Source organism: Streptomyces sp. CB01373, assembly GCF_002803075.1.
GTDB lineage: Bacteria > Actinomycetota > Actinomycetes > Streptomycetales > Streptomycetaceae > Streptomyces.
In genome coordinates this window covers 111,114-130,034 of the sequence record NZ_NNBK01000022.1, presented here as the reverse complement: position 1 = coordinate 130,034, position 18,921 = coordinate 111,114, and the positions used below count along the sequence as shown (strand labels likewise).

13 protein-coding genes are annotated in these 18,921 nt (G+C 72.6%); 7 read left to right on the top strand and 6 right to left on the bottom strand.

The genetic code is table 11. The annotated features are described in order from the left end of the window. Positions 1 to 60: 60 nt before the first annotated feature. The gene (locus CG719_RS30790) at positions 61 to 246 is read right to left on the bottom strand and encodes a hypothetical protein (RefSeq protein WP_100572009.1); all 186 of its coding nucleotides are present in this window, start codon (positions 244 to 246) and stop codon (positions 61 to 63) included. A gap of 417 nt (positions 247 to 663) precedes the next feature. Continuing rightward, entirely contained in the window at positions 664 to 1,416 is a 753-nt protein-coding gene (locus tag CG719_RS30785; RefSeq protein ID WP_100572008.1) for a GntR family transcriptional regulator, read from the bottom strand. Positions 1,417 to 1,696: 280 nt separating this feature from the next. On the opposite strand from CG719_RS30785, the gene CG719_RS30780 reads away from it, so the two are divergent. Then, entirely contained in the window at positions 1,697 to 2,803 is a 1,107-nt protein-coding gene (locus tag CG719_RS30780) for a pyridoxal-phosphate dependent enzyme (protein WP_100572007.1), read from the top strand. A gap of 501 nt (positions 2,804 to 3,304) precedes the next feature. Here CG719_RS30780 and CG719_RS30775 read toward each other — a convergent pair. From CG719_RS30775 to CG719_RS30765, 3 genes are all read right to left on the bottom strand, one after another. Further along, on the bottom strand, positions 3,305 to 5,485 hold the full coding sequence (locus tag CG719_RS30775; protein ID WP_100572006.1) for a DEAD/DEAH box helicase: 2,181 nt from the start codon (positions 5,483 to 5,485) through the stop codon (positions 3,305 to 3,307). Between the two features lie 134 nt (positions 5,486 to 5,619). Further along, positions 5,620 to 6,423, bottom strand: coding sequence for a class II aldolase/adducin family protein (locus CG719_RS30770; RefSeq protein ID WP_100572005.1), 804 nt, complete (start codon positions 6,421 to 6,423; stop codon positions 5,620 to 5,622). A gap of 20 nt (positions 6,424 to 6,443) precedes the next feature. After that, positions 6,444 to 7,415: a C-terminal binding protein gene (locus CG719_RS30765; RefSeq protein WP_100572004.1), complete on the bottom strand. Its 972-nt coding sequence runs from the start codon at positions 7,413 to 7,415 to the stop codon at positions 6,444 to 6,446. Between the two features lie 207 nt (positions 7,416 to 7,622). On the opposite strand from CG719_RS30765, the gene CG719_RS30760 reads away from it, so the two are divergent. The 6 genes from CG719_RS30760 (at position 7,623) to CG719_RS30735 (ending at position 15,889) form a co-directional block, all read left to right on the top strand. Continuing rightward, positions 7,623 to 8,576, top strand: a complete 954-nt coding sequence (locus CG719_RS30760; RefSeq protein WP_100572003.1) for an Lrp/AsnC family transcriptional regulator — start codon at positions 7,623 to 7,625, stop codon at positions 8,574 to 8,576. A 158-nt stretch (positions 8,577 to 8,734) separates the two neighbouring features. Beyond that, positions 8,735 to 10,387 (top strand): amidohydrolase, encoded by a 1,653-nt coding sequence (locus CG719_RS30755; protein ID WP_100572002.1) that lies wholly within the window; start codon positions 8,735 to 8,737, stop codon positions 10,385 to 10,387. A 98-nt stretch (positions 10,388 to 10,485) separates the two neighbouring features. Then, positions 10,486 to 11,838 (top strand): MFS transporter, encoded by a 1,353-nt coding sequence (locus tag CG719_RS30750; protein WP_100572001.1) that lies wholly within the window; start codon positions 10,486 to 10,488, stop codon positions 11,836 to 11,838. Between the two features lie 232 nt (positions 11,839 to 12,070). Beyond that, positions 12,071 to 13,363 (top strand): esterase/lipase family protein, encoded by a 1,293-nt coding sequence (locus tag CG719_RS30745; protein WP_199836847.1) that lies wholly within the window; start codon positions 12,071 to 12,073, stop codon positions 13,361 to 13,363. A gap of 22 nt (positions 13,364 to 13,385) precedes the next feature. Next, positions 13,386 to 14,420, top strand: a complete 1,035-nt coding sequence (locus CG719_RS30740) for an alpha/beta fold hydrolase (protein WP_234375838.1) — start codon at positions 13,386 to 13,388, stop codon at positions 14,418 to 14,420. After that, positions 14,417 to 15,889 (top strand): carboxylesterase/lipase family protein, encoded by a 1,473-nt coding sequence (locus tag CG719_RS30735; protein WP_100571999.1) that lies wholly within the window; start codon positions 14,417 to 14,419, stop codon positions 15,887 to 15,889. The genes CG719_RS30740 and CG719_RS30735 overlap by 4 nt, the downstream gene beginning before the upstream one ends. A 51-nt stretch (positions 15,890 to 15,940) precedes the next feature. On the opposite strand, the gene CG719_RS30730 is transcribed toward CG719_RS30735, so the two are convergent. Then, positions 15,941 to 18,700 carry a SpoIIE family protein phosphatase gene (locus CG719_RS30730; RefSeq protein WP_100571998.1) on the bottom strand — a complete coding sequence of 920 codons (2,760 nt, stop codon included), beginning with the start codon at positions 18,698 to 18,700 and terminating at the stop codon, positions 15,941 to 15,943. Between the last annotated feature and the right edge of the window lie 221 nt (positions 18,701 to 18,921).

Genomic DNA, 18,921 nt, shown 5'->3' with positions numbered 1-18,921 from the left:
GATCTACCCCACGACCGAAGATCCTCCCAACGCGGTTACACCACTACAGGGGGCATGACCTCAGCCGTCGCCGCCGGCGCTCTGCCCGATCCGCTCGACCCAGTACAGCTGGGTGCCCGGGCCGTCGAGGCTTTCCGCGATCTTCTGGGCCTCGGCGCGGGTGGCGTACCTGCCCACGCTGTACCGGTTGCCGTTGTCGTCCTGCCGGACGACGAGCCAGGGAAGGGTGATCGTGCCGTCGTTCATCGCGCCCCCAGTGCTCCTTCCCGCCCCTGTGCGTCCGGCTCCCGGCCCCCGCCGCGTCCCGCCCGTTGAGGAAACCGCACTCCGCATATGCCTGAGCCTACGCCCAACCTTTACGCAGCGAATACGGCTTTTCACAAAGAGGTAGGCAACCGGCCAGTACGGGAATCGGCCGCCCGGGGGCGCACGGGGACGAACGCGCCGTGCGAGGTGCGCTGGACATCCGCTCGGGGGCATGCGGCAGGCGCGATGGCGACCTGCGAGAACGGCCGGATTGCGGCGCCCGGGCGGGGCGGCGCGGCAGTCGGGCGGACGGTCCGGGCACCAAGGGGGCGCACACCACCCCCCACGGAATCACCGCTTCCGGACCGGCGTCCGCCCCGCCGTGGTCTCCAAGCCCCGGCCCCTGCGCCGCGTCTCCTACTTCACCGGCAGGTGGTACGCCACCCGGTACCGGTCGGCGGGGATCACGACGTCCGCCGTCTCGACGGGGCGGCCGGAGGCGTAGAAGGTGCGCTGGACCACGACCACGACATGGCCGGGGACACCGCCGAGGGCGTGCAGTTCCTCGGCGAGGCCGGGACGGGCGCCGACCTCCTCCGTGACGTTGTCGACGATGAGGTCGATGGCACGCATGCGCTCGACCACGCCCATGCCGCCGAGCGGGCCCTCCTCGGGGAGCATGACCGGGGTGCGGCCGGTGAGCGCGAGCGGCTCCCAGGAGGTGGAGAGCATCATCGCCTCGCCGGCGTCCCGGAACACGTACTTGGTGCGCATCACGCGGTCGCCGGGCTTGATGCCGAGCCGTTCGGCGATGGCGCCGCTCGCCTCGGCCTGCGTACTGCCGGACTCCCAGGTGCCGCGCGCCTCGGCGTCGGCCTGCTCCTGCCGGAACGGCGTGGCGCCGCCGGCCAGGCGGAAGCCGGAACGGGCGACCCGGCGCGGCACGGGCCGCTCACGCACGTACGTTCCCGAACCGGAGCGGCCCTCGACCAGCCCCTCGGCCATCAGCACCTTGCGCGCCTCCAGCGCGACCGTGTCCGAGACGCCGTACTCCTCGCGGATTCTGGCCTGTGAGGGGAGCCGCGTGTGCGGGGGCAGCAGACCGTCGACGATCTTCTTGCGGAGATCATCCGCGACGCGCAGGTACGCCGGCTGCTCACCGAAAGTCACTGGCCGCTCCCATCGAGTTGTACAGACGGCAACAGCGTGGCAACCGCGGGTTGTACTTGCAAGCAAGGGCCAGAGAATCACTCGAAGTGATGACTTGCGGAGCGCGAAGGCATGCCCAGGCGCTTTCTGCCCCCAGCGGCCGCCCTCACACCTTCGCGGGACGGAAAGCGGAGGCGACGGGGGCGTGGCGCCGGGCCTAGAGGGACGGACGTGCCGTACGGACGTGCCGTACGGGAGAGATGGCGGGGCGTCGGCGAACGCCGCCCCTTAACCTGCGTCCATGACACCTCTGCCGGACCGCTACTGCCCCACCGACGGCGTCCGCGTCCCCGGCGACTCCCTCGCCTGGTGCTGCCCGACCTGCCGCGGCCCGCTCGACCTCGACTTCTCCCCCACTCCGGCGTCCCTGAAGTCCCTCACCGGGCGGGTGAACTCCCTGTGGCGGTACGCGGAGACGCTGCCGATGCCGGCGCCCACGTTGTCCCTCGGCGAGGGCCGCACCCCGCTCGTGCCGCTGACGGACGAGGTCTCGGCGAAGCTGGACTTCCTGATGCCGACGCTGTCGTTCAAGGACCGGGGCGCGGTGCTGCTGGCCGAGCTGGCGCTGCTCTCCGGCCCGCGCCGGGTGGTCGCCGACAGCAGCGGCAACGCGGGTACGTCGATCGCCGCGTACTGCGCCCGCGCGCGGCTGCCGTGCACGGTGTACGTGCCGCTCGGCACGTCCGCGAAGAAGCTGGAGCAGATCGAGGCGCACGGGGCCCGCGTGGAACTGGTCGACGGCAACCGCGAGGCGGCGGGCCGGGCCGCGCAGCGCGCGGCGGACGAGCCGGACACCTTCTACGCCTCGCACGTCTACAACCCGTACTTCCTGCACGGCACCAAGACCTACGTGCACGAGCTGTGGGAGGACCTCGGCGGGCGCCTGCCGGAGGTCCTGGTCCTGCCGGTGGGCAACGGCACGCTGCTGCTGGGCGCCGCGCTGGCGATCGCCGAGCTGTTCGGTGCCGGCCTGCTGGACCGGCGTCCGGCGCTGTGGGCGGTGCAGGCGGCGGCGGTCGCCCCGCTCGCCCACGCCTGGGCGGAGGGCGCGGAGGAACTCACCGGCACGACCCCCGTGGCCCCCACCCACGCCGAGGGCATCGCGATCCCGCGCCCGCCCCGGGCCCGCCAGATCCTGCGTGCGGTAAGGGACTCGGGCGGCACCTTCCTGACCGTCACGGAGGACGGCATCCGCCACGCCCAACTGGACCTGGCCTCCCGCGGACTGTACGTCGAGTCGACGGGCGCGGCCTGCTGGGCGGCGATCCGCGAGGGCGCCCTCGCCGGAAAGTCGGCGGTGGTCCCCCTCTGCGGCGCAGGCCTGAAGTCAGGCCTGGCCCACCCCTGACCCCCGCCCGCCCCACCCCGGAGCCACAACCGGCCTGCCCCGTCCCGTCCCGGCCCACTCCGACCCGGTCAGGCTCGGACCGGCTCGGCCTGGCCCAACCTGGCCTGGTCCGTCTCGGCCCTTCTCGGCCCGGTCTGGCCCGGCCCGGTCTGGCTCGGCTCGGCCTGGCCTGGACCGGCTCGGTCAGGCTCGGACCGGCCCGATCCGGTCAGGCTCGACTCGGACCGGCCTGGCCTGGCCCGGCTCGGCTCGGGCCGGTCTGGCTTGGCTCGACCTGGTCCCGCCTGGTCGGGCCCGGCCCGGTCCGCCCTGATCCGGTCAAGCTCGTGCAGGCCCGGCCTGGCCCAACCTGGCCCAACCTGGCCCGGTCTGGCCGGCCCCGATCCGGTCAGGCTCGACTCGGACCGGCCTGGCCTGGCCCGGCTCGGCTCGGGCCGCCCCAGCCCGCTCCAGCCCCGCTCGGCTCGGTGCAGCTCGGCTCGGACGTGGGGGTCCGGGGGGTCAGGTCGTGGTGGTCTTCGTGGGTGCGGACAGGCGTTGTTGTTCCTCCTCGACGATGCGGCGGGCGAGGCTCGCGTCGGAGATGTCGACGGCCTCGGGAGTGGCGTCGGCCATGTCGCTGCGCCGGGCGAAGGCGTCGAACAGCCGTTCCTTGCGGGCCAGGATGCGCAGCAGCCGGTCGTCGACGCTGTCCGTGGCCAGCAGCCGGTGGACCCGGACGGCGCGGATCTGGCCCATGCGGTGGGCCCGGGCCACGGCCTGGTGCTCCAGGGTCGGTTTGACCTGCGGTTCGCACAGGATCACCACGGAGGCGGCCTGGAGATTGAGGCCGACGCCGCCCGCCTCGATCTGGGAGAGCAGCACGGCGTGGCCGGACGCCCCGGTGAAGTCGTCGACGAGCCGCTGTCTGCGGGCCGCGGGAACGCTTCCGGCGATCGGCCCGAACGCGCTGTCGCCCAGGCCCTGGCGGACGGCGTCGAGCACGTCCCGGAAGTAGGAGAACACCACGGTCTTCAGGCCGTTCGCCGCGGCCTCCGCGACAATCTCCCGCAGCCGCCGCAGCTTCGCGGACGTCTCCGGATCCGCGTAGGCGGCCCGCCGCATCGCCATGAAGTTCCCCTCGGCGACGGCCTCGTGGTAGGCGGCCCGGTCGGCGGGGCCGAGTTCCACCCACTCGTCGGTGTGCACCAGCGCGGGCAGTTCGGTGAGCACGTCCTCCTGGTTGCGGCGCAGGTAGGCGGGGGCCACCGAGCGGCGGAAGGCGTGCGGTCCGGCGGCCGCCTCGGTGTCGCTGACCGTGGGCACGAGGTCGGGCCGGAGGTGGCGCAGCAGGGCGCGGAACTCCTCGACCCGGTTCTCCATCGGCGTACCGGTCAGGAACAGCACGCGCTCGCAGCGTCCGGTCCACACCGCGACCGAGCGGGACCTGCGGGTGTCCGGGTTCTTGACGTAGTGGGCCTCGTCGACGACGAGCATGCCCGGCGGTGTGCCGTCGGGCGCGGGCAGCGTGTGCAAGACGTCGAAGGTGGTGACGGCGACTCCGCCGCGCTCGCGCCAGTCGGCGTGGGCGTCCTGCCGGTCCGGACCGTGCACGGCGAGGACGCGCAGGGTGCTGCGGGCGCGGATCTCGCGGGTCCAGTTGATGAGGACGCCGGCCGGGCAGACCACCAGGAAGTGGCTGTGCCCCTCGGCCGCGAGGTGGGCCAGGGCGGCGACGGCCTGCACGGTCTTGCCGAGGCCCATCTCGTCGCCGAGGACCACCCGGCGCTGGGCGAGGGCGAAGCGGGCGCCGAACTCCTGGTAGCCGCGCAGGGAGACCCGGCGGTGGGTGTCGTCGAGCCGCTGGGCGTGGACCCGTTCGGCCACCTCCGACGGGACGAAGCCCTCGCTCGCGGCGGTGTCCGGGCGCTGTTCGGAGACCTCGGCGAGCCGGCCGTAGTACTCCGCGGGGCGCAGTTCGAAGTCGACCCAGGCCTCGACGTCGGAGGCGGCCGGGCGCAGCAGGTCGGTTGAGGCCTGCGCGAGCAGCAGGCGTACGTCGGTGGCGGCCGCGTCGGTGAGCAGTGCGCCGAGTTCGGCGGCCGCGGCCAGGGCGCGTTCGCGGCGCTCGCGGCGGGCCAGCGCCAGCCGCAGCCGTCCGCCGGCGGGGCGGGCCGCGGGCAGCAGTTCGGCCAGCCGGGTGTCGAGCCGCTCGGCCGTGTCCAGGGCGCGGCGCAGTTCGGGGCCGGCCTCGACGAGCCGGTGCAGGGCGATCACCAGGGCGGTGGTGCGGGGTTCGGGGTGGTCGACGTCGATGCGGACGGTGACGGTGTCGGCCACGGCCCGCGCGATCTGCCGGGCGGCGGCGAGCGCCCGGTCGGCGGTCTGCTCGCCCACGCCGGGCACCTGCCGCAGTTCGTGGCGGCTCGCCTCGTGCACCGCGCGTACCGTGCGCAGGCCCGCCGCCTCCACGGCGCCGAGGCGCAGCCGTCCCCCGGTGACGTCCCTGAGCCGTGCCACGGGGATGGACTCGAGTTCCAGCGCGACGAGTTCGGCCTGCAGGGGGTCGAAGGCCGCGCGGACGGCGGCCACGGCGGCGGCATGGTCCGTGCGCACGTTCCGTGCCGCCTCGTGCAGCCCCGTGCCCTGCTCGCACAGCTCGCGGACCCCGCGCCCGGCCCGCGCCGGTACCTCCCCCTCCACGCCACCCCCGCCTGTTCGTGCCGCACGCGCCTCCCCGCCGTGCGGTGCGCGTCCATCGTGGCACGCGGCCCCGGCACCGGATCCGGGCGGCCCGGCCGGGCGGGCCTGTGGACGGTACGAAGGCGGGGCGGTGGTCAGTCCTTGTACTCGGGGCAGGTCCGGTCGAGCAGGCGCAGCAGCGCCGCCCAGGCGAGTTCGTACGCGTCGGCGTCCTCGAAGTCCGAGGTCGCCTCGCCCGCGAGCTGCTGTGCGGTGTACTCGCAGATCTCGGCCGCCGGGACGACGAGGGGGCCGCCGCCCGCCTGCGCGGTCACCTGGATCTCGCAGGCCCTCTCCAGGTAGTGCATGCGCAGGAACGCCTGGGCCGCGCTCTCGCCGACCGTCAGCAGCCCGTGGTTGCGCAGGATCAGGGCGGGGTGGTCGCCGATGTCGGTGACGAGGCGCCGCTGTTCGTCGAGGTTGAGGGCGACGCCCTCGTAGTCGTGGTAGCCGACCCGGTTGTGGAACTCCATCGACATCTGGTTGAGGGGCAGCAGCCCGTCACGCTGGGCGGCGACGGCGCAGCCCGCCTTGGTGTGGGTGTGCAGCACGCACTGCGCGTCCTCGCGGGCGGCGTGGATCGCGCTGTGGATGACGAAACCGGCCGGGTTGACCGGGTACGGGGTCGGCTCGACCGGCTTGCCCGACAGATCGATCTTCACCAGGTTCGATGCGGTGATCTCCTCGAACAGCAGGCCGTAGGGATTGATCAGGAAGTGGTGGTCCGGGCCCGGCAGCCGCAGCGAGATGTGCGTGAAGATCAGGTCGGTCATGCGGAAGTGCGCGACGAGCCGGTAGACGGCGGCCAGTTCGCGGCGCAGCCGCAGCTCCTCGGCGGCCGGATCGAGGGCCGGCGTGGCCTGACTCCGGGGGGCGGGTGTGCTCAGCAGGTCGGTCATGGTGGCTCCTTCGGAACGGTTCAGGCCTCGGGGTCGACGACGGGCGTGAGCGGGCGGCCGGTGCGCTGCCAGGCGATGACGTTCTCGGCGGGCTCGCACACGTACGCGCGGTGCGAGGCGTCGGACAGGAAGGCGCTGTGCGGGGACAGCTGGATGCGCGGGTGGCCGCGCAGCGGGTCGTCGGCGGGCGGGGGCTCCACCGGGAGGACGTCGAGGGCGGCTCCGGCGAGCCGGCCGCTGTCGAGCGCCCGGAGCAGGGCCTCGGGCTCGACGAGTTCGCCGCGGGCGACGTTCACCAGCAGGCCGCCCGGTCGCATGCGGGCGAGCAGCCCGTCGTCGACCATGCCCCGGGTCCGGTCGGTGAGCGGGACGTGCAGGGACAGCACGTCCGCCGCGCCCACCAGTTCGTCGAGCCCGAGCCGGTCGACACCGGCCGGCCATGCGGAGGGGTCGGTCTGCGGGTCGTACGCGGCGAGGCGGCCGAAGACGGGAGTCGCGATCCGGACGAGTTCCCGGGCGATGCGGCCCATTCCGACCAGTCCCAGCGTCAACCCGCTGGTGCGGCGCGGAAGTTCGGCCCTGGCGAAGTCGGTGGCCCAGCCCCCGCCGCGCACGACGGCGTCGGCCTGCGGCAGCCGGCGTACGAGGGAGAGTGCCGAGGCGAGGGCGTGGACGGCGACGTCCTCGGTGGCGGTGCCGGGCAGGTTGGTCACCCACAGGCCGCGGCGGCGGGCCGCGGCTGCGTCGATCATGTCGTACCCGGCCGACATGGTGGCGAGGAAGCGCAGCCGCGGCAGGCGGTCGAGGAGGGCCTCGTCCACGCGCGCGTAGCCGACGATCAGCGCCACGGCGTCCTGGGCCGCGGCCGCGATGACCTCGGGGTCGCGGCTGCCGGCGATCCGCACGGTGAAACCCGCGTCGGCGAGGAGCCGGACACCCGGCTCCGGGTCCAGCTCGCCCAGGTCCGTGTAGACGACCACGGGTTGCCCCACGGCGACCTCCTCAACTGATTCGACCGTTCAGAACGCCATCAACCTACGTTTCGACCGATCTGATGTCCATTGATGATTGACTCGACCGTGCAGTGATGCGCATCACCCGCCGATGGACGCGGCGGACGATGCCCGAGAATGACACCGGACCCGGGCGCCGCCGCACCACGGGCCGACACACCGAAGGAACCGAGGGGAACAGCCCAGGTGGATCTGGACCACACCGACCTCGCCGTCGTGCGCGAGCTGCAGACGGACGGCCGCCTCACCTACGAGACGCTGGCTCAGCGCGTGGGCCTGTCACGGCCCGCCACCCGGGCCCGGGTCCAGCGGATGCTGGATTCCGGCGCGGTGCGCGTGGTGGCCATCGTGCACCCCGCCGTGCGCGGGCTGACCGCCTCGGCACACCTGTCGATCGACACCCACGGAGCGGCCGGGCCGGTGGCACGCGCCATCGCCGCGATGCCCCAGGCACCGTTCGTCACCCTCACGGCGGGACAGCGGGCCATCATGACCGAGCTGCGCACCGAGGGGTTCGCCGAACTGGACCGGGCGATCGAGCGGGTGCGCACCCTGCCGGGCGTACGGACCGTCGATCCGCTGATCACCACCCGCCAGCTGAAGGACCCCTACCTGCTGCCCGACCCTCCGGCCGCCGCCGAGCTCGACGAGCTGGACCGGCGGATCCTGGACGAGCTGGAGCGCGACGGCCGGCTGCCTTTCGCCGAACTCGCCGACCGGGTGGGGCTGTCGGCGGGCGCCACCCGCTCCCGCACGCTGCGGCTGCTCGACGGCGGCGTCGCGAAGGTGCTCGCCCTGGTGCGGCCCGAGCTGCTGGGCATGGGCCACCTCTGCGGCTTCGCGGTGCGCCTGGACGGTCCCGCGGATCCGGTGGCCGAGCGGCTCGCCTCCTGGGACCGCGTGTCGTTCCTGTCCGCCTGCCTCGGCCGGGCCGATCTGGTCGGCACCATCACGGCCGAGTCACTGCCCGCGCTCCTCGCCACCCTGGAGCGGATGCGGGCGTGCGAGCAGGTGAGCGGCGTGGAGAGCTGGCTGCACATGGAACTGGTGAAGGAGCGCTACGACCCGGGAGCCTCTGCCCCTGCCCCGGCGCCGGCACAGGGAGCCGCAGCGGAAACCGCGGACAGTGACCCCCTCTGACGAATGATCCGTAAGCAAGGACGGCCATCGCCTTCCGAAACTTTTCCACGGAGCACCTCTAGCCAATCTGTCGTTCGTTATCTATCGTCCAGGCGAACGAATCAGCCGTCGCGTCGCTTCCGCGTACCTTCGGCGTCCCCTGGTCGAAAGCAGGCCCCATGCACCACCCCCTCGACGCCCCCGACCGCACCCTGCTGGTAACCGGTGCCGCGGTCGCCGCCGCCGGCACCGCGACCCGCGCGGAAGCCCTGGCCGTGCGCGGCGACCGGATCGTGCACGTCGGCACCGCCGACGACGCCCGCGCCGCGCTCGGCCGCGTGGACCGCGAGCTGAAGCTCGACGGCGGTCTGGTCCACCCCGGTTTCGTCGACGCGCACTGCCACCCGGTGATGTACGGCCAGGCCCTGGCCTGGGTCGACTGCCGGCCCGAGCGCGTACCGGACATCGACACCCTCGTCGACGTGCTGCGCGAGGCCGCTCGCACCCTGCCCGCCGGAGTCCCGGTGCGCGGATTCGGCTACGAGCACCGCCGCCTCGCCGAACGCCGCCACCCGAGCCGCCACGACCTCGACCGCGTCGCCGACGACCGCGAGGTCTACGTCATGAACGCTTCCGGTCACGGCGGCGTCGTCAACTCCCACACGTTGCGGACCTGCGGCATCACGGCCGGCACCCCGGATCCCGAGGGGGGCAGCATCGGCCGCTTCGACTCCGGCGAGCCCGACGGGCAGCTGTGGGACGCCGCGTGCGACCTGCTCACCGGGCCGGGCGGGGTGAAGATCGGCAACCACGGCCCGAACTTCCACCTCACCGAGCCGGACGCCGTCATGGCCGACCATCTGGCGCGCGCCCAGGAGGTCTTCCTGGCCGCCGGTGTCACCACGGTCGGCGACGCGCAGGCCTCGCGCCGCGAGATGGAGACCTACCTGCGGGCGCAGGAGTCGGGCTCCCTGCGCATGCGGGTGTCGGCGTACCTCACCTCCGCGCTGCTGGACACCGCGCTCGAACTCGGCGTCGTCCACGGCTTCGGCGGTGACCTGTTCCGGGTGCAGGGCGTGAAGTTCTACGCGGACGGCACGCTGGGCGGCTGGACCGCCTACTTCCCCGAGGGCTACGCCGCCGACTGCTGCCATCACGGGCAGCTGTACCACTCGGTCGAGGAGTACGCGGAGATCGTCGCGCGGGCCCACCGGGCGGGTCTGCAGACCGCGACGCACGCCCAGTCCCCGTACGCCATCGGGATGGTCCTCGACGCGGTCGAGAAGGCGCAGGCGGACCGGCCCCGGCCGGACATGCGGCACCGTATCGAGCACAGCGGCCTGCCCACCGACGAGCAGATCGAGCGCATGGGCGCCCTGGGTGTCGTCCCGGTGATGCAGCCGCAGCACCACCTGCGGACCGGCGACGGCACGCTGACCGCCGTCGGTGAACTCGGCCACCGCTACAACCCCGCGGGCCGGTGCCTCACGGCCGGCGTTCCGGTCGTCTTCAGCTCCGACGCGCCGGTCGCCCCGCCCGCCCCGCTGGAGGCGGTCTCCGCGGCCGCCACCCGGCGCACGGTCCTGGGCACCGTGCTGGGCGACGAGACCCTGCGGATGCCGGTCGCCGACGGCCTGCACGCGCACACCGCCGCGGCCGCCCGCGCCCTGCACCGCGAGCACGCGGTGGGCTCGCTGGCGCCGGGCATGCTCGCCGACTTCGTCGTCCTCGACGCCGACCCCCTGCAGACCGCGGCCGGCGAACTCGCCGGCATCGGCGTGCGCGAGACCTGGATCGGCGGCACCCGCGCCTGGGCGGCCCCCGGCCGCTGAGGCTCCCGCCCCCGCCCCGTCCCCTTCCCCCGGGAGCGGCGCGCTCCGCCGCGCCGCTCGCCCGCTCCCCCGTCCCCACCCTCAGCCGGAGGTCCCGCATGCCGGACCGCACCCACCAGCCCGATCCGAGAAACGCGCGCAGAGCCGCGCTGGCCGCCCTGGCCGGCACCTCGATCGAGTGGTACGACTTCTACGCCTTCGCCACCGCCGCGGCCATCGTCTTCAACGACGTGTTCTTCCCCGCGGACATGCCCTCGCTGCTCAAGACCCTGTCCGCCTTCGGCACGTTCGCCGTCGGCTTCCTGCTGCGCCCGCTCGGCGGCGTGGTGTTCGGGCACATCGGTGACCGGGTGGGACGCAAGAAGACCCTCGTCATCACCCTGCTGATGATGGGCATCGCGTCCTTCGCCATCGGCCTGCTGCCGACCTACGCCCAGGTCGGCGCCCTGGCTCCGGTCCTGCTCATCGTCCTGCGCCTGGTCCAGGGCATCGCGATCGGCGGCGAGTGGGGCGGCGCGGTGCTGATCGCGGTGGAGAACGCCCCGAAGGGCAGGAGGACCTTCTTCGGCTCGTTCGCCCAGCTCGGTTCGTCCGTCGGCGCCCTGCTGTCCACCGGCGCCTTCAGCCTGATGAACCTCTTCGGCCACGACGCGTTCCTCAGCTGGGGCTGGCGCGTGCCGTTCCTCGCCTCCTCCGTGCTCGTCGCCATCGGACTGGTCATCCGCGTCAAGCTCGAGGACTCCCCGGTGATGTCCGAGGTGCGCGAGGAGCGCGAGGAGCGCGGGACCGAGACCAAGCCGCCGGTGGCGGAAGTGCTCCAGAAGGCCTGGCGCACCGTGCTGGTCGGCGTCTTCGCCCTGGCCACGGCCACCGGCGGCTACTACGTGGTGACCAGCTATCTGCTGTCCTACGGCACCGGACACCTGCACCTGTCCGAGTCGATGCTGCTCAACGGCCTGACACTGGCGGCCTTCCTGGAACTGCTGGTGACCCCGGGCCTGGCCTGGATCGGCGACCGCGTCGGCGCGCACAAGGTCGTCATCGCCGGGCTCGCCGGAGTCGTGGTCCTGGCCGCACCGCAGTTCATGGTGATGGGCACGGGCAGCGTCTTCCTGATCTACCTGATGATGCTCGCGATGCGGTTCGTGATGTCGGCCCTGTACGGACCGATCGCCGCGATCCTCGCCGAGGGTTTCGAACCGCACGTCCGCTACACCGGGATCTCCCTGTCGTACCAGGTCTGCAACCTGATCTTCGGCGGCTTCGCGCCGGTGGCCTGCGTGTCCCTGGCCGCGCTGGCGGGCGGCCACTACTGGCCCCCGGCCGTCCTGCTGATGGTCATCTCGGCGATCGGCATCTGGTGCACGGGGCGACTGCACATCGCCCGCCTGCGGCGGGAGGCCGCTCAGCCGGCCGCCACGAAGGCGGATCCAGTGCCGGCGGTCTCCTGACGGCTCACGGCGGAGGGGGCGGGCTCCGCCTGGGCCCGCCCTCCCCGACGTACCGGTTCGGCCGTCGGATCGCCGGCCGGACACCGCGCATCCCCCGACCCGCGGGTTGAAGCCCCATACAGACCGCCCTCCTTATGGGTCCCGCACACATGCCCTCCCTCTGTCTCCCGTGCCTAATGTGGGCCGCCGCAGCGGGACGGAGCCGTGGATGCGCGAAGGAGAGGGCGGGAACATGCCGAACAGACGAAGCCGTGCGGGCCGGTGGCGGATGCTGCTCGCCCTGCTGATGGCCGTGGCGGCCGGACCGGTGGCCGGCGCCGGCACCGCGTCGGCCGCCGAAGCGCCGCCGTCGTACCTCACCCTTGAGGCGAGCTACGGGGCCGGCACCGTCACCAACGGCTGGGAGCGCGTGGAGCGCTACCTCGACACCACCCCCGGATTCCGCGCCGAGGGCTACCCGGCCGACGGCCGCGGCGACCAGGACGGAAAGCGCGTCACGTACTTCGGCGGGGTCTCCCGCCCGTCCTCCAGCCGCTTCCTGCTCTACTCGGCCCCCGGGTGGAACACCGGCAGCCGCACCACACCGGTCCTGCTCGTGCACGGCGCCAACGACACCGCGGACCGCGCCTGGGCCAACCCGGGCGAAGCGGGCGGCTACGGCTGCGGCGCCCTGTCCTGCCCGTCCACCGGGCTGATGCAGTACCTGTCCGCACGCGGCCACCGCGTCTTCGCCGTCGGCTTCGCGCACAAGCAGGGCGACAACCTGATGCAGGCGCAGATCGTCGGCGACGCCATCGCCGCCATCAAGGCGAAGCTCGGCGTCACCAAGGTCGACCTCGTCGGCTGGAGCAAGGGCGAGATGTCGACCCGCGCGTACGTGTCGTCGCTGAAGCCGAGCTGGGGGCGGGCGTACGCCGGTGACGTGCGCAGGCTGATCACCGTGGGCGGCCCCAACGGCGGCTACGACTACCCGTACGCGCACGGCTGGGCGCACGACTTCTCCATCTGGCCCGAGTGCGGCGGCACGGTCAACGCGCCTTCCCCGCATTCGCGGATGACCTGCTACGGCCTGTACACCGCACACCCCGAGTTCTCGATGACGCCCTCCGGCGGCTACGACAACTACCCGGGCCAGCGGCAGATGCTGGCCCGCTGGGACGGCAGGTACGGAGTCGACGGCGCCGCGCAGGACTGGTACACGACGTACTACGGCGGCCAGGGCTTCTACACCGCCGGCAGCGGCATCCAGGCCGCCATCGACGCCGGTTCGCTGATCAAGCCGCTGCACGACGCCGGCGTACCCGCCTCCGTCACCACCTATCTGCTGGCCGGCGGATCCCCCACCGTCGTCGGCATCTTCAACGAGAACCGCGGGCCGAGCGACGGTGTCGTCTTCATCGCCAGCGCGCTCGACACCACGGGCATGCCCACGGTCGGCGGCACCGCCACCGTCGCCGGGGCCAACCACCTGGAGCTGGGCTGGAACGGCTCGGCCGCCGACCGGATCGCCACTTGGCTCTCGTAAAGGATCAAAGGACCAGATGACGATGACCAGCAGCATCCGCACCCGCCGGGTACCCACCGACCGCCTCACCGTCCAGATCACCGACCTCCGGGACGAGGGCGAACCGGTCGTCTTCGTCCACGGCAACGTCTCCTCCGCCGCCTTCTGGCACCCCACCATGGCCCTGCTGCCGGAGCGATACCGGCCCATCGCGCTGGACCTGCGCGGTTTCGGCGGCACCGACCCGCTGCCCATCGACGCCACGCGCGGCCTGCGCGACCACGCCGACGACCTCGCCGCGCTGCTGGCGGCCCTCGGGATCGACCGGGCGCACCTGGTGGGCTGGTCCATGGGCGGGGGCGTGATCATGCAGTACCTGAGCGACCACCCGGCCGCGGTGCGCTCCCTGACCCTGGTCAACCCGGTCTCCCCGTACGGCTTCGGCGGCACGCACGGGGTGGACGGAACCCTCAACTCCGAGGACGGGGCGGGCTCGGGCGGCGGCACGGCCAACCCGGAGTTCGTCGCGCTGCTGGCCAAGGGCGAGCGCGGCGAGGACTCCCCGGTGGCGCCCCGCTCCGTCCTGGCGAACTGCTACGTCAAGCCGCCGTGGCGCCCCGAGGGCGAGCACGAGGACGCCTACGTCGACTCCATGCTCACCACCCGGACCGGCGACGACCACTACCCGGGCGACAGCGTGCCGTCGACGGCCTGGCCGGGCGTGGCCCCCGGCACCCGGGGTGTCCTCAACTGCCTTTCCCCGCTGTACTTCCGCCTCGACGAGCTGCATCTGATCGAGCCCAGGCCGCCGGTGCTGTGGATCCGCGGCGAGGACGACGTGATCGTCTCGGACACCTCGATGTTCGACCTGGCGCACCTGGGCGCGATCGGCGCGGTGCCCGGCTGGGACGGAACTCCCGCCCAGCCGATGGTGGCGCAGACCCGCCACGTCCTGGACCGCTACGCGGCGCACGGCGGCACGGTCCGCGAGGTCGCCGTCCCCGACGCCGGGCACGCGGTGCACCTGGAACGCCCGGAGGAGTTCGGCGCGGCCCTGCTGGGGATCCTCACGGCATGACACCACGCACCACGGTATGCACCACCGAACAGGGCGCCGTCCGCGGCAGGCTTTCCACCGCCGCGGACGGCGGCGTGGCGTCCTTCCTCGGCATCCCGTACGCCGCCCCGCCGTTCGGCCCCCGCCGCTTCCTGGCGCCGGGCCCGCCCGAGCCCTGGGCGGGCGTGCGCGACGCCACGGCCTACGGCCCGACCGCGCCGCACGCGCCCTACGTGCCGCCCTTCGACGCCCTCATCCCGGAGAACGACATCCCCGGCGAGGACTGTCTGAACCTCAACATCTGGACACCCGCCCCTGAGCGTGGGGCCGGCCTGCCGGTGATGGTGTGGCTGCACGGCGGGGCGTTCTCCAACGGCTCGGGCTCGGCGCCGGGGTACGACGGCGGCGCCTTCGCCCGCGGCGGGGTCGTCTGCGTCACCCTCAACTACCGCCTGGGCTCGGACGGTTTCCTCCACCTTCCCGGTGTGCCGGACAACCGCGGGCTGCTGGACCAGGTCGCCGCCCTGCGCTGGATCCGGGCCAACGTCGCCTCCTTCGGCGGCGACCCCGACCGGGTGACGGTCTTCGGCGAGTCGGCGGGCGCGATGGGCATCGGCGTCCTGCTGTCGACCGGCCTGGCCCGCGGGCTGTTCCACCGGGCGATCCTGCAGAGCGGCGCCTGCCACCACTTCCTGCGCCCGTCCTCGGCGGCCCTGATCGCGTCCCGGCTGGCCGCGAAGCTCGGCATCGAGGCGACTCCGGAGGCCTTCGCCGGGGTCCTCCTGGCCGACCTCCTCCCCGCCCAGGCGCAGCTCCGCGCGGAGGTGAGCGCCCGCCCGGATCCGGCCCTGTGGGGCGAGGCGGTGCTCAACATGATGCCGTTCGAACCGGTCACGGCCGGCCTGTCCCTGCCCGGCCCCGACTGCGGAGTCGACCTCCTGGTCGGCAGCAATCGCGAGGAGAACCGCCTGTTCCTGGTCCCCACGGGCCTCCTGGAGAGGATCTCCGAAGCCGGCCTCCACACCGCGGCGACGGCATACGGCCTCGACCCGGCCAAGGCCCTCCCGGTCTACCGGGCGACCCGCCCCGCCGCCACCGCGGGCGAACTCCTCTCCGCGCTGGCGACGGACTGGTTCTACCGCATTCCCGCCATCCGCCTGGCCGAGTCGGTCCCGGGCTCCCGCGTCTACGAATTCGCCTGGCGCTCCCCGCAGTTCGCGGGCCGCCTGGGCGCCTGCCACGCCCTGGAACTCCCCTTCGTCTTCAACCGCGTCCAGGACCCTTCGTACACCCCCCTGGTGGGCCCCCACCCACCCCAGCCTCTCGCGGACGCGATGCACGAGGCCTGGCTCTCCTTCGCGAAGACCGGCAACCCCGGCTGGCCCGCCTACGACACGGCCACCCGCACCACGATGGTCTTCGCGAACGCCCCCGTGTGTGAGGACGACCCGCGCGGGCAGGAACGCCTGCTCTGGGACGGCGTGCGCTGAAGTCCCCGCTCTCTCAGGCAGTTGGCGACCATGTGCGGCAGGAAGGCGCCCTCAGCGCAGTGACTGTTCCGTCCAGATGACCTTTCCGGTCGATGTGTAGCGGGTCCCCCAGCGCTGGGCGAGTTGCGCGACGAGGAACAGCCCTCGTCCCCCTTCGTCGGTGCTGGCGGCACGCCGCAGACGCGGTGAGGTACTGCTGCAGTCGCAGACCTCGCATATCAAGGTGCGGTCATGGATGAGCCGCATCTCGCACGGCTGTGCCGCGTACCGGATGGCGTTGGTGGCCAGTTCGCTGACGATCAGCTCGGTGGTGAAGGTCAGCTCCTCCAACTGCCATTCGGACAACTGACGAACGGCCTCCTCACGCAGGTGGGACACGGCGGCCGGGTCGTCGGCGAGATCCCAGCGCGCGATGTGCCGGGCGTCCAGGGCGCGGGTGCGTGCGACGAGCAGGGCGACGTCGTCGCCGCGTCGGGCGGGAAGCAGACCGTCGACCAGCACTCGGCAGGTTTCGCCGGGCGAGCCGCGGGCACCGCGGAGCAGTCGCCGCATGTGCTCGATTCCCGTGCCGATGTCGCGATCCCGGTGCTCGACGAGGCCGTCGGTGTACAGGATCAGCTGGCTTCCCTCGGGCAGTTCCAGGTCCAGGGTCTCGAACGGCAGACCGCCGAGGCCCAGCGGCGGCCCGGCAGGCCCGTCGAGGAAGTCGACCGTACCGTCGGGCAGGACCAGGGCCGGTGCCGGGTGGCCCGCGCGGGCCAGGGTGCAGCGCCTCGATGAGGGGTCGTAGACCGCGTAGAGGCAGCTCGCGCCGACGACCTCACTCGGCTCGACCCCTTCGGGCTCCGGGTCGAGGTCGAGGCGGACCACCAGGTCGTCCAGTCGGGTGAGCACCTCGTCCACCGGCAGATCGAAATCCGAGAAGTTGCGGACGGCCGTGCGCAGGCGGCCCATCGTGGCGGACGCCTGCAGGCCGTGGCCGACCACGTCACCGACGACGAGTGCCACCCGGGCGCCCGACAGCGGGATGACATCGAACCAGTCACCGCCCACGGCCGACTGAGCGGGCAGGTAGTGGCATGCGACATCCACGGCGTTCTGCTCGGGAAGAGTGTGCGGGAGCAGGCGCCGCTGCAGGGCCAGAGCGGTGGTGTGTTCGCGGGTGTAGCGGCGGGCGTTGTCGATGCACACCGCTGCCCGGCTCGCGAGTTCCTCGGCAAGGGAGAGGTCGTCCTCCTCGAAGGGACCGGGCCGCTCGGAGCGGTAGAAGGTCACCACGCCCAGGACGACCCCCCGGGCGCACAGAGGGGCGGCGATGAGCGAGTGCAGTCCCGCCTCACGGATCTGCTCAGCGCGTGCCGGGTCGTGAACCGTCCACGAGTAGGCCGTCTCCAGATCCGGTTCGAGGACCGACTGCCCGGTCGTCAGGCAGTTCCGCAGCACGGGCGGGGTGTATTCGATCCGCGTTCCGGCCGGGTAGAGGTGTGAACCCGGGCGGACGGCACCGAGGGCGATCCTGCGCATCTCCGCACCCGGGTTCGTCGGCTCGTCGCCGGTGAGCACGGACTCGGCGAGGTCGACCGAGACGAAGTCGGCGAAGACCGGGACCGCTGCCTCGGTCAGTTCCTCGGCCGTACGGGTCACGTCCAGGGTCGTGCCTATGCGCTCCGCCGCCCTGCACAGCAGTTCGAGGCGCTGTCGCGCCCGCACGGCCAGGCGCCCGATGCCAGGCTCGCCCACGGCGACGAGCCCGCCCTCCACGGCGCCCCGCCGCTCACCGACGGACGGCGAGGCGTGCGCCGGGGCGGGCCTCGCCGACACGGATACCGGCCTGGGCGTTGTCTCCGCGACCCGAGGGCTCATGGGCTCCAGGCGCATGGGCTCCAGGCACTGGAGCGCGCCATCGGCGCGCAGGGCCTCGACGACGAAACCGGTGAGGGCATCGATGGCGCCTTCCACGGGCCGGCTGCGCAGCGCGGCGGTGCGACCTCCGGCAAGGGGTACCTCGACGACCGCCGCCTGTCCGGCGGAGATGAGTTCCGCCGCCGCCTTCCGCAGGACCTCAAGATCGTAGCGGTGCAGCGGTTCCCCGGCCGTGCTGATGACGTCGCGCGCGAGAAGGTGTGCCGTGGCGCCGCCGGCCGTCCTGCGCTGGGCTCGCAAAAACGCGCGGAGCAGGGATCGCTCGTGTTCCTCTATGTCGTCGAGAAGCAGACGTTCGATGGTGTTGGCCGACTCCTGGACCAGGGTGAGCATCCACGGGTCGCCAAGATCGTTGATACTTGAAATATTGATCACGCCGCGGACTCGCCCGCTGAGCGGATCACGTATGGGCGCTGCCGCGCAGGCGAAATTCCGGTTGATGTCGGCGAAGTGCTCACTTCCACGGATGAAGGCCGGGCGCCGGTCCGCGAGTGCCGTACCAATGCCGTTGGTCCCGACGGCTCCTTCCAGCCAGCCGAATCCTGGTTCGACTCGCAGGGCCTCCAGCGAGCGGCTCAACGCGGGGATGCCCACCCGGCGTTCCAGCACCTGCGCCATGGGGTTGCAGAGGGCTGTGACGACGTCCATCCCCGACAGCCGGGACTGCAGCCGGTCCAGGGCCGGCCCGGCGATGGACAGCACGCTGTCCTCCTGGTTCACACTGTCGAAGTAGGGGATGCTGACGTGGTCCGCCGCGATGCCCCGAAAGCGACAACGCTGCCAGGAGAAGAGCACGGCGCTGCGCACCGCGAGATCCACGGACTCGCCGCTGAGGAATTTGAGACGCGCTTCTTCGAGGCGTCGCGCGTCGTCCCAGTTCACCCTCATATTGCCTCCTCGCCCGTAAGCGAGTCACCCTCGTCAAATATAACGCCCGCCGGGATCCCCGCAATACAGAGTGAAGGACTTTCCATTCGAAGATTCACTCCGCTCCACAGAAAAGGGAAGCGGGGCCGAGCGGGCACCGGAAATGCAGGGAATCAGCTCTCTTGAAGATCGGCCAGGAACTTCATCTTGTGTCCGGCGTCAGCCTTTTGAAGCGCGGGACC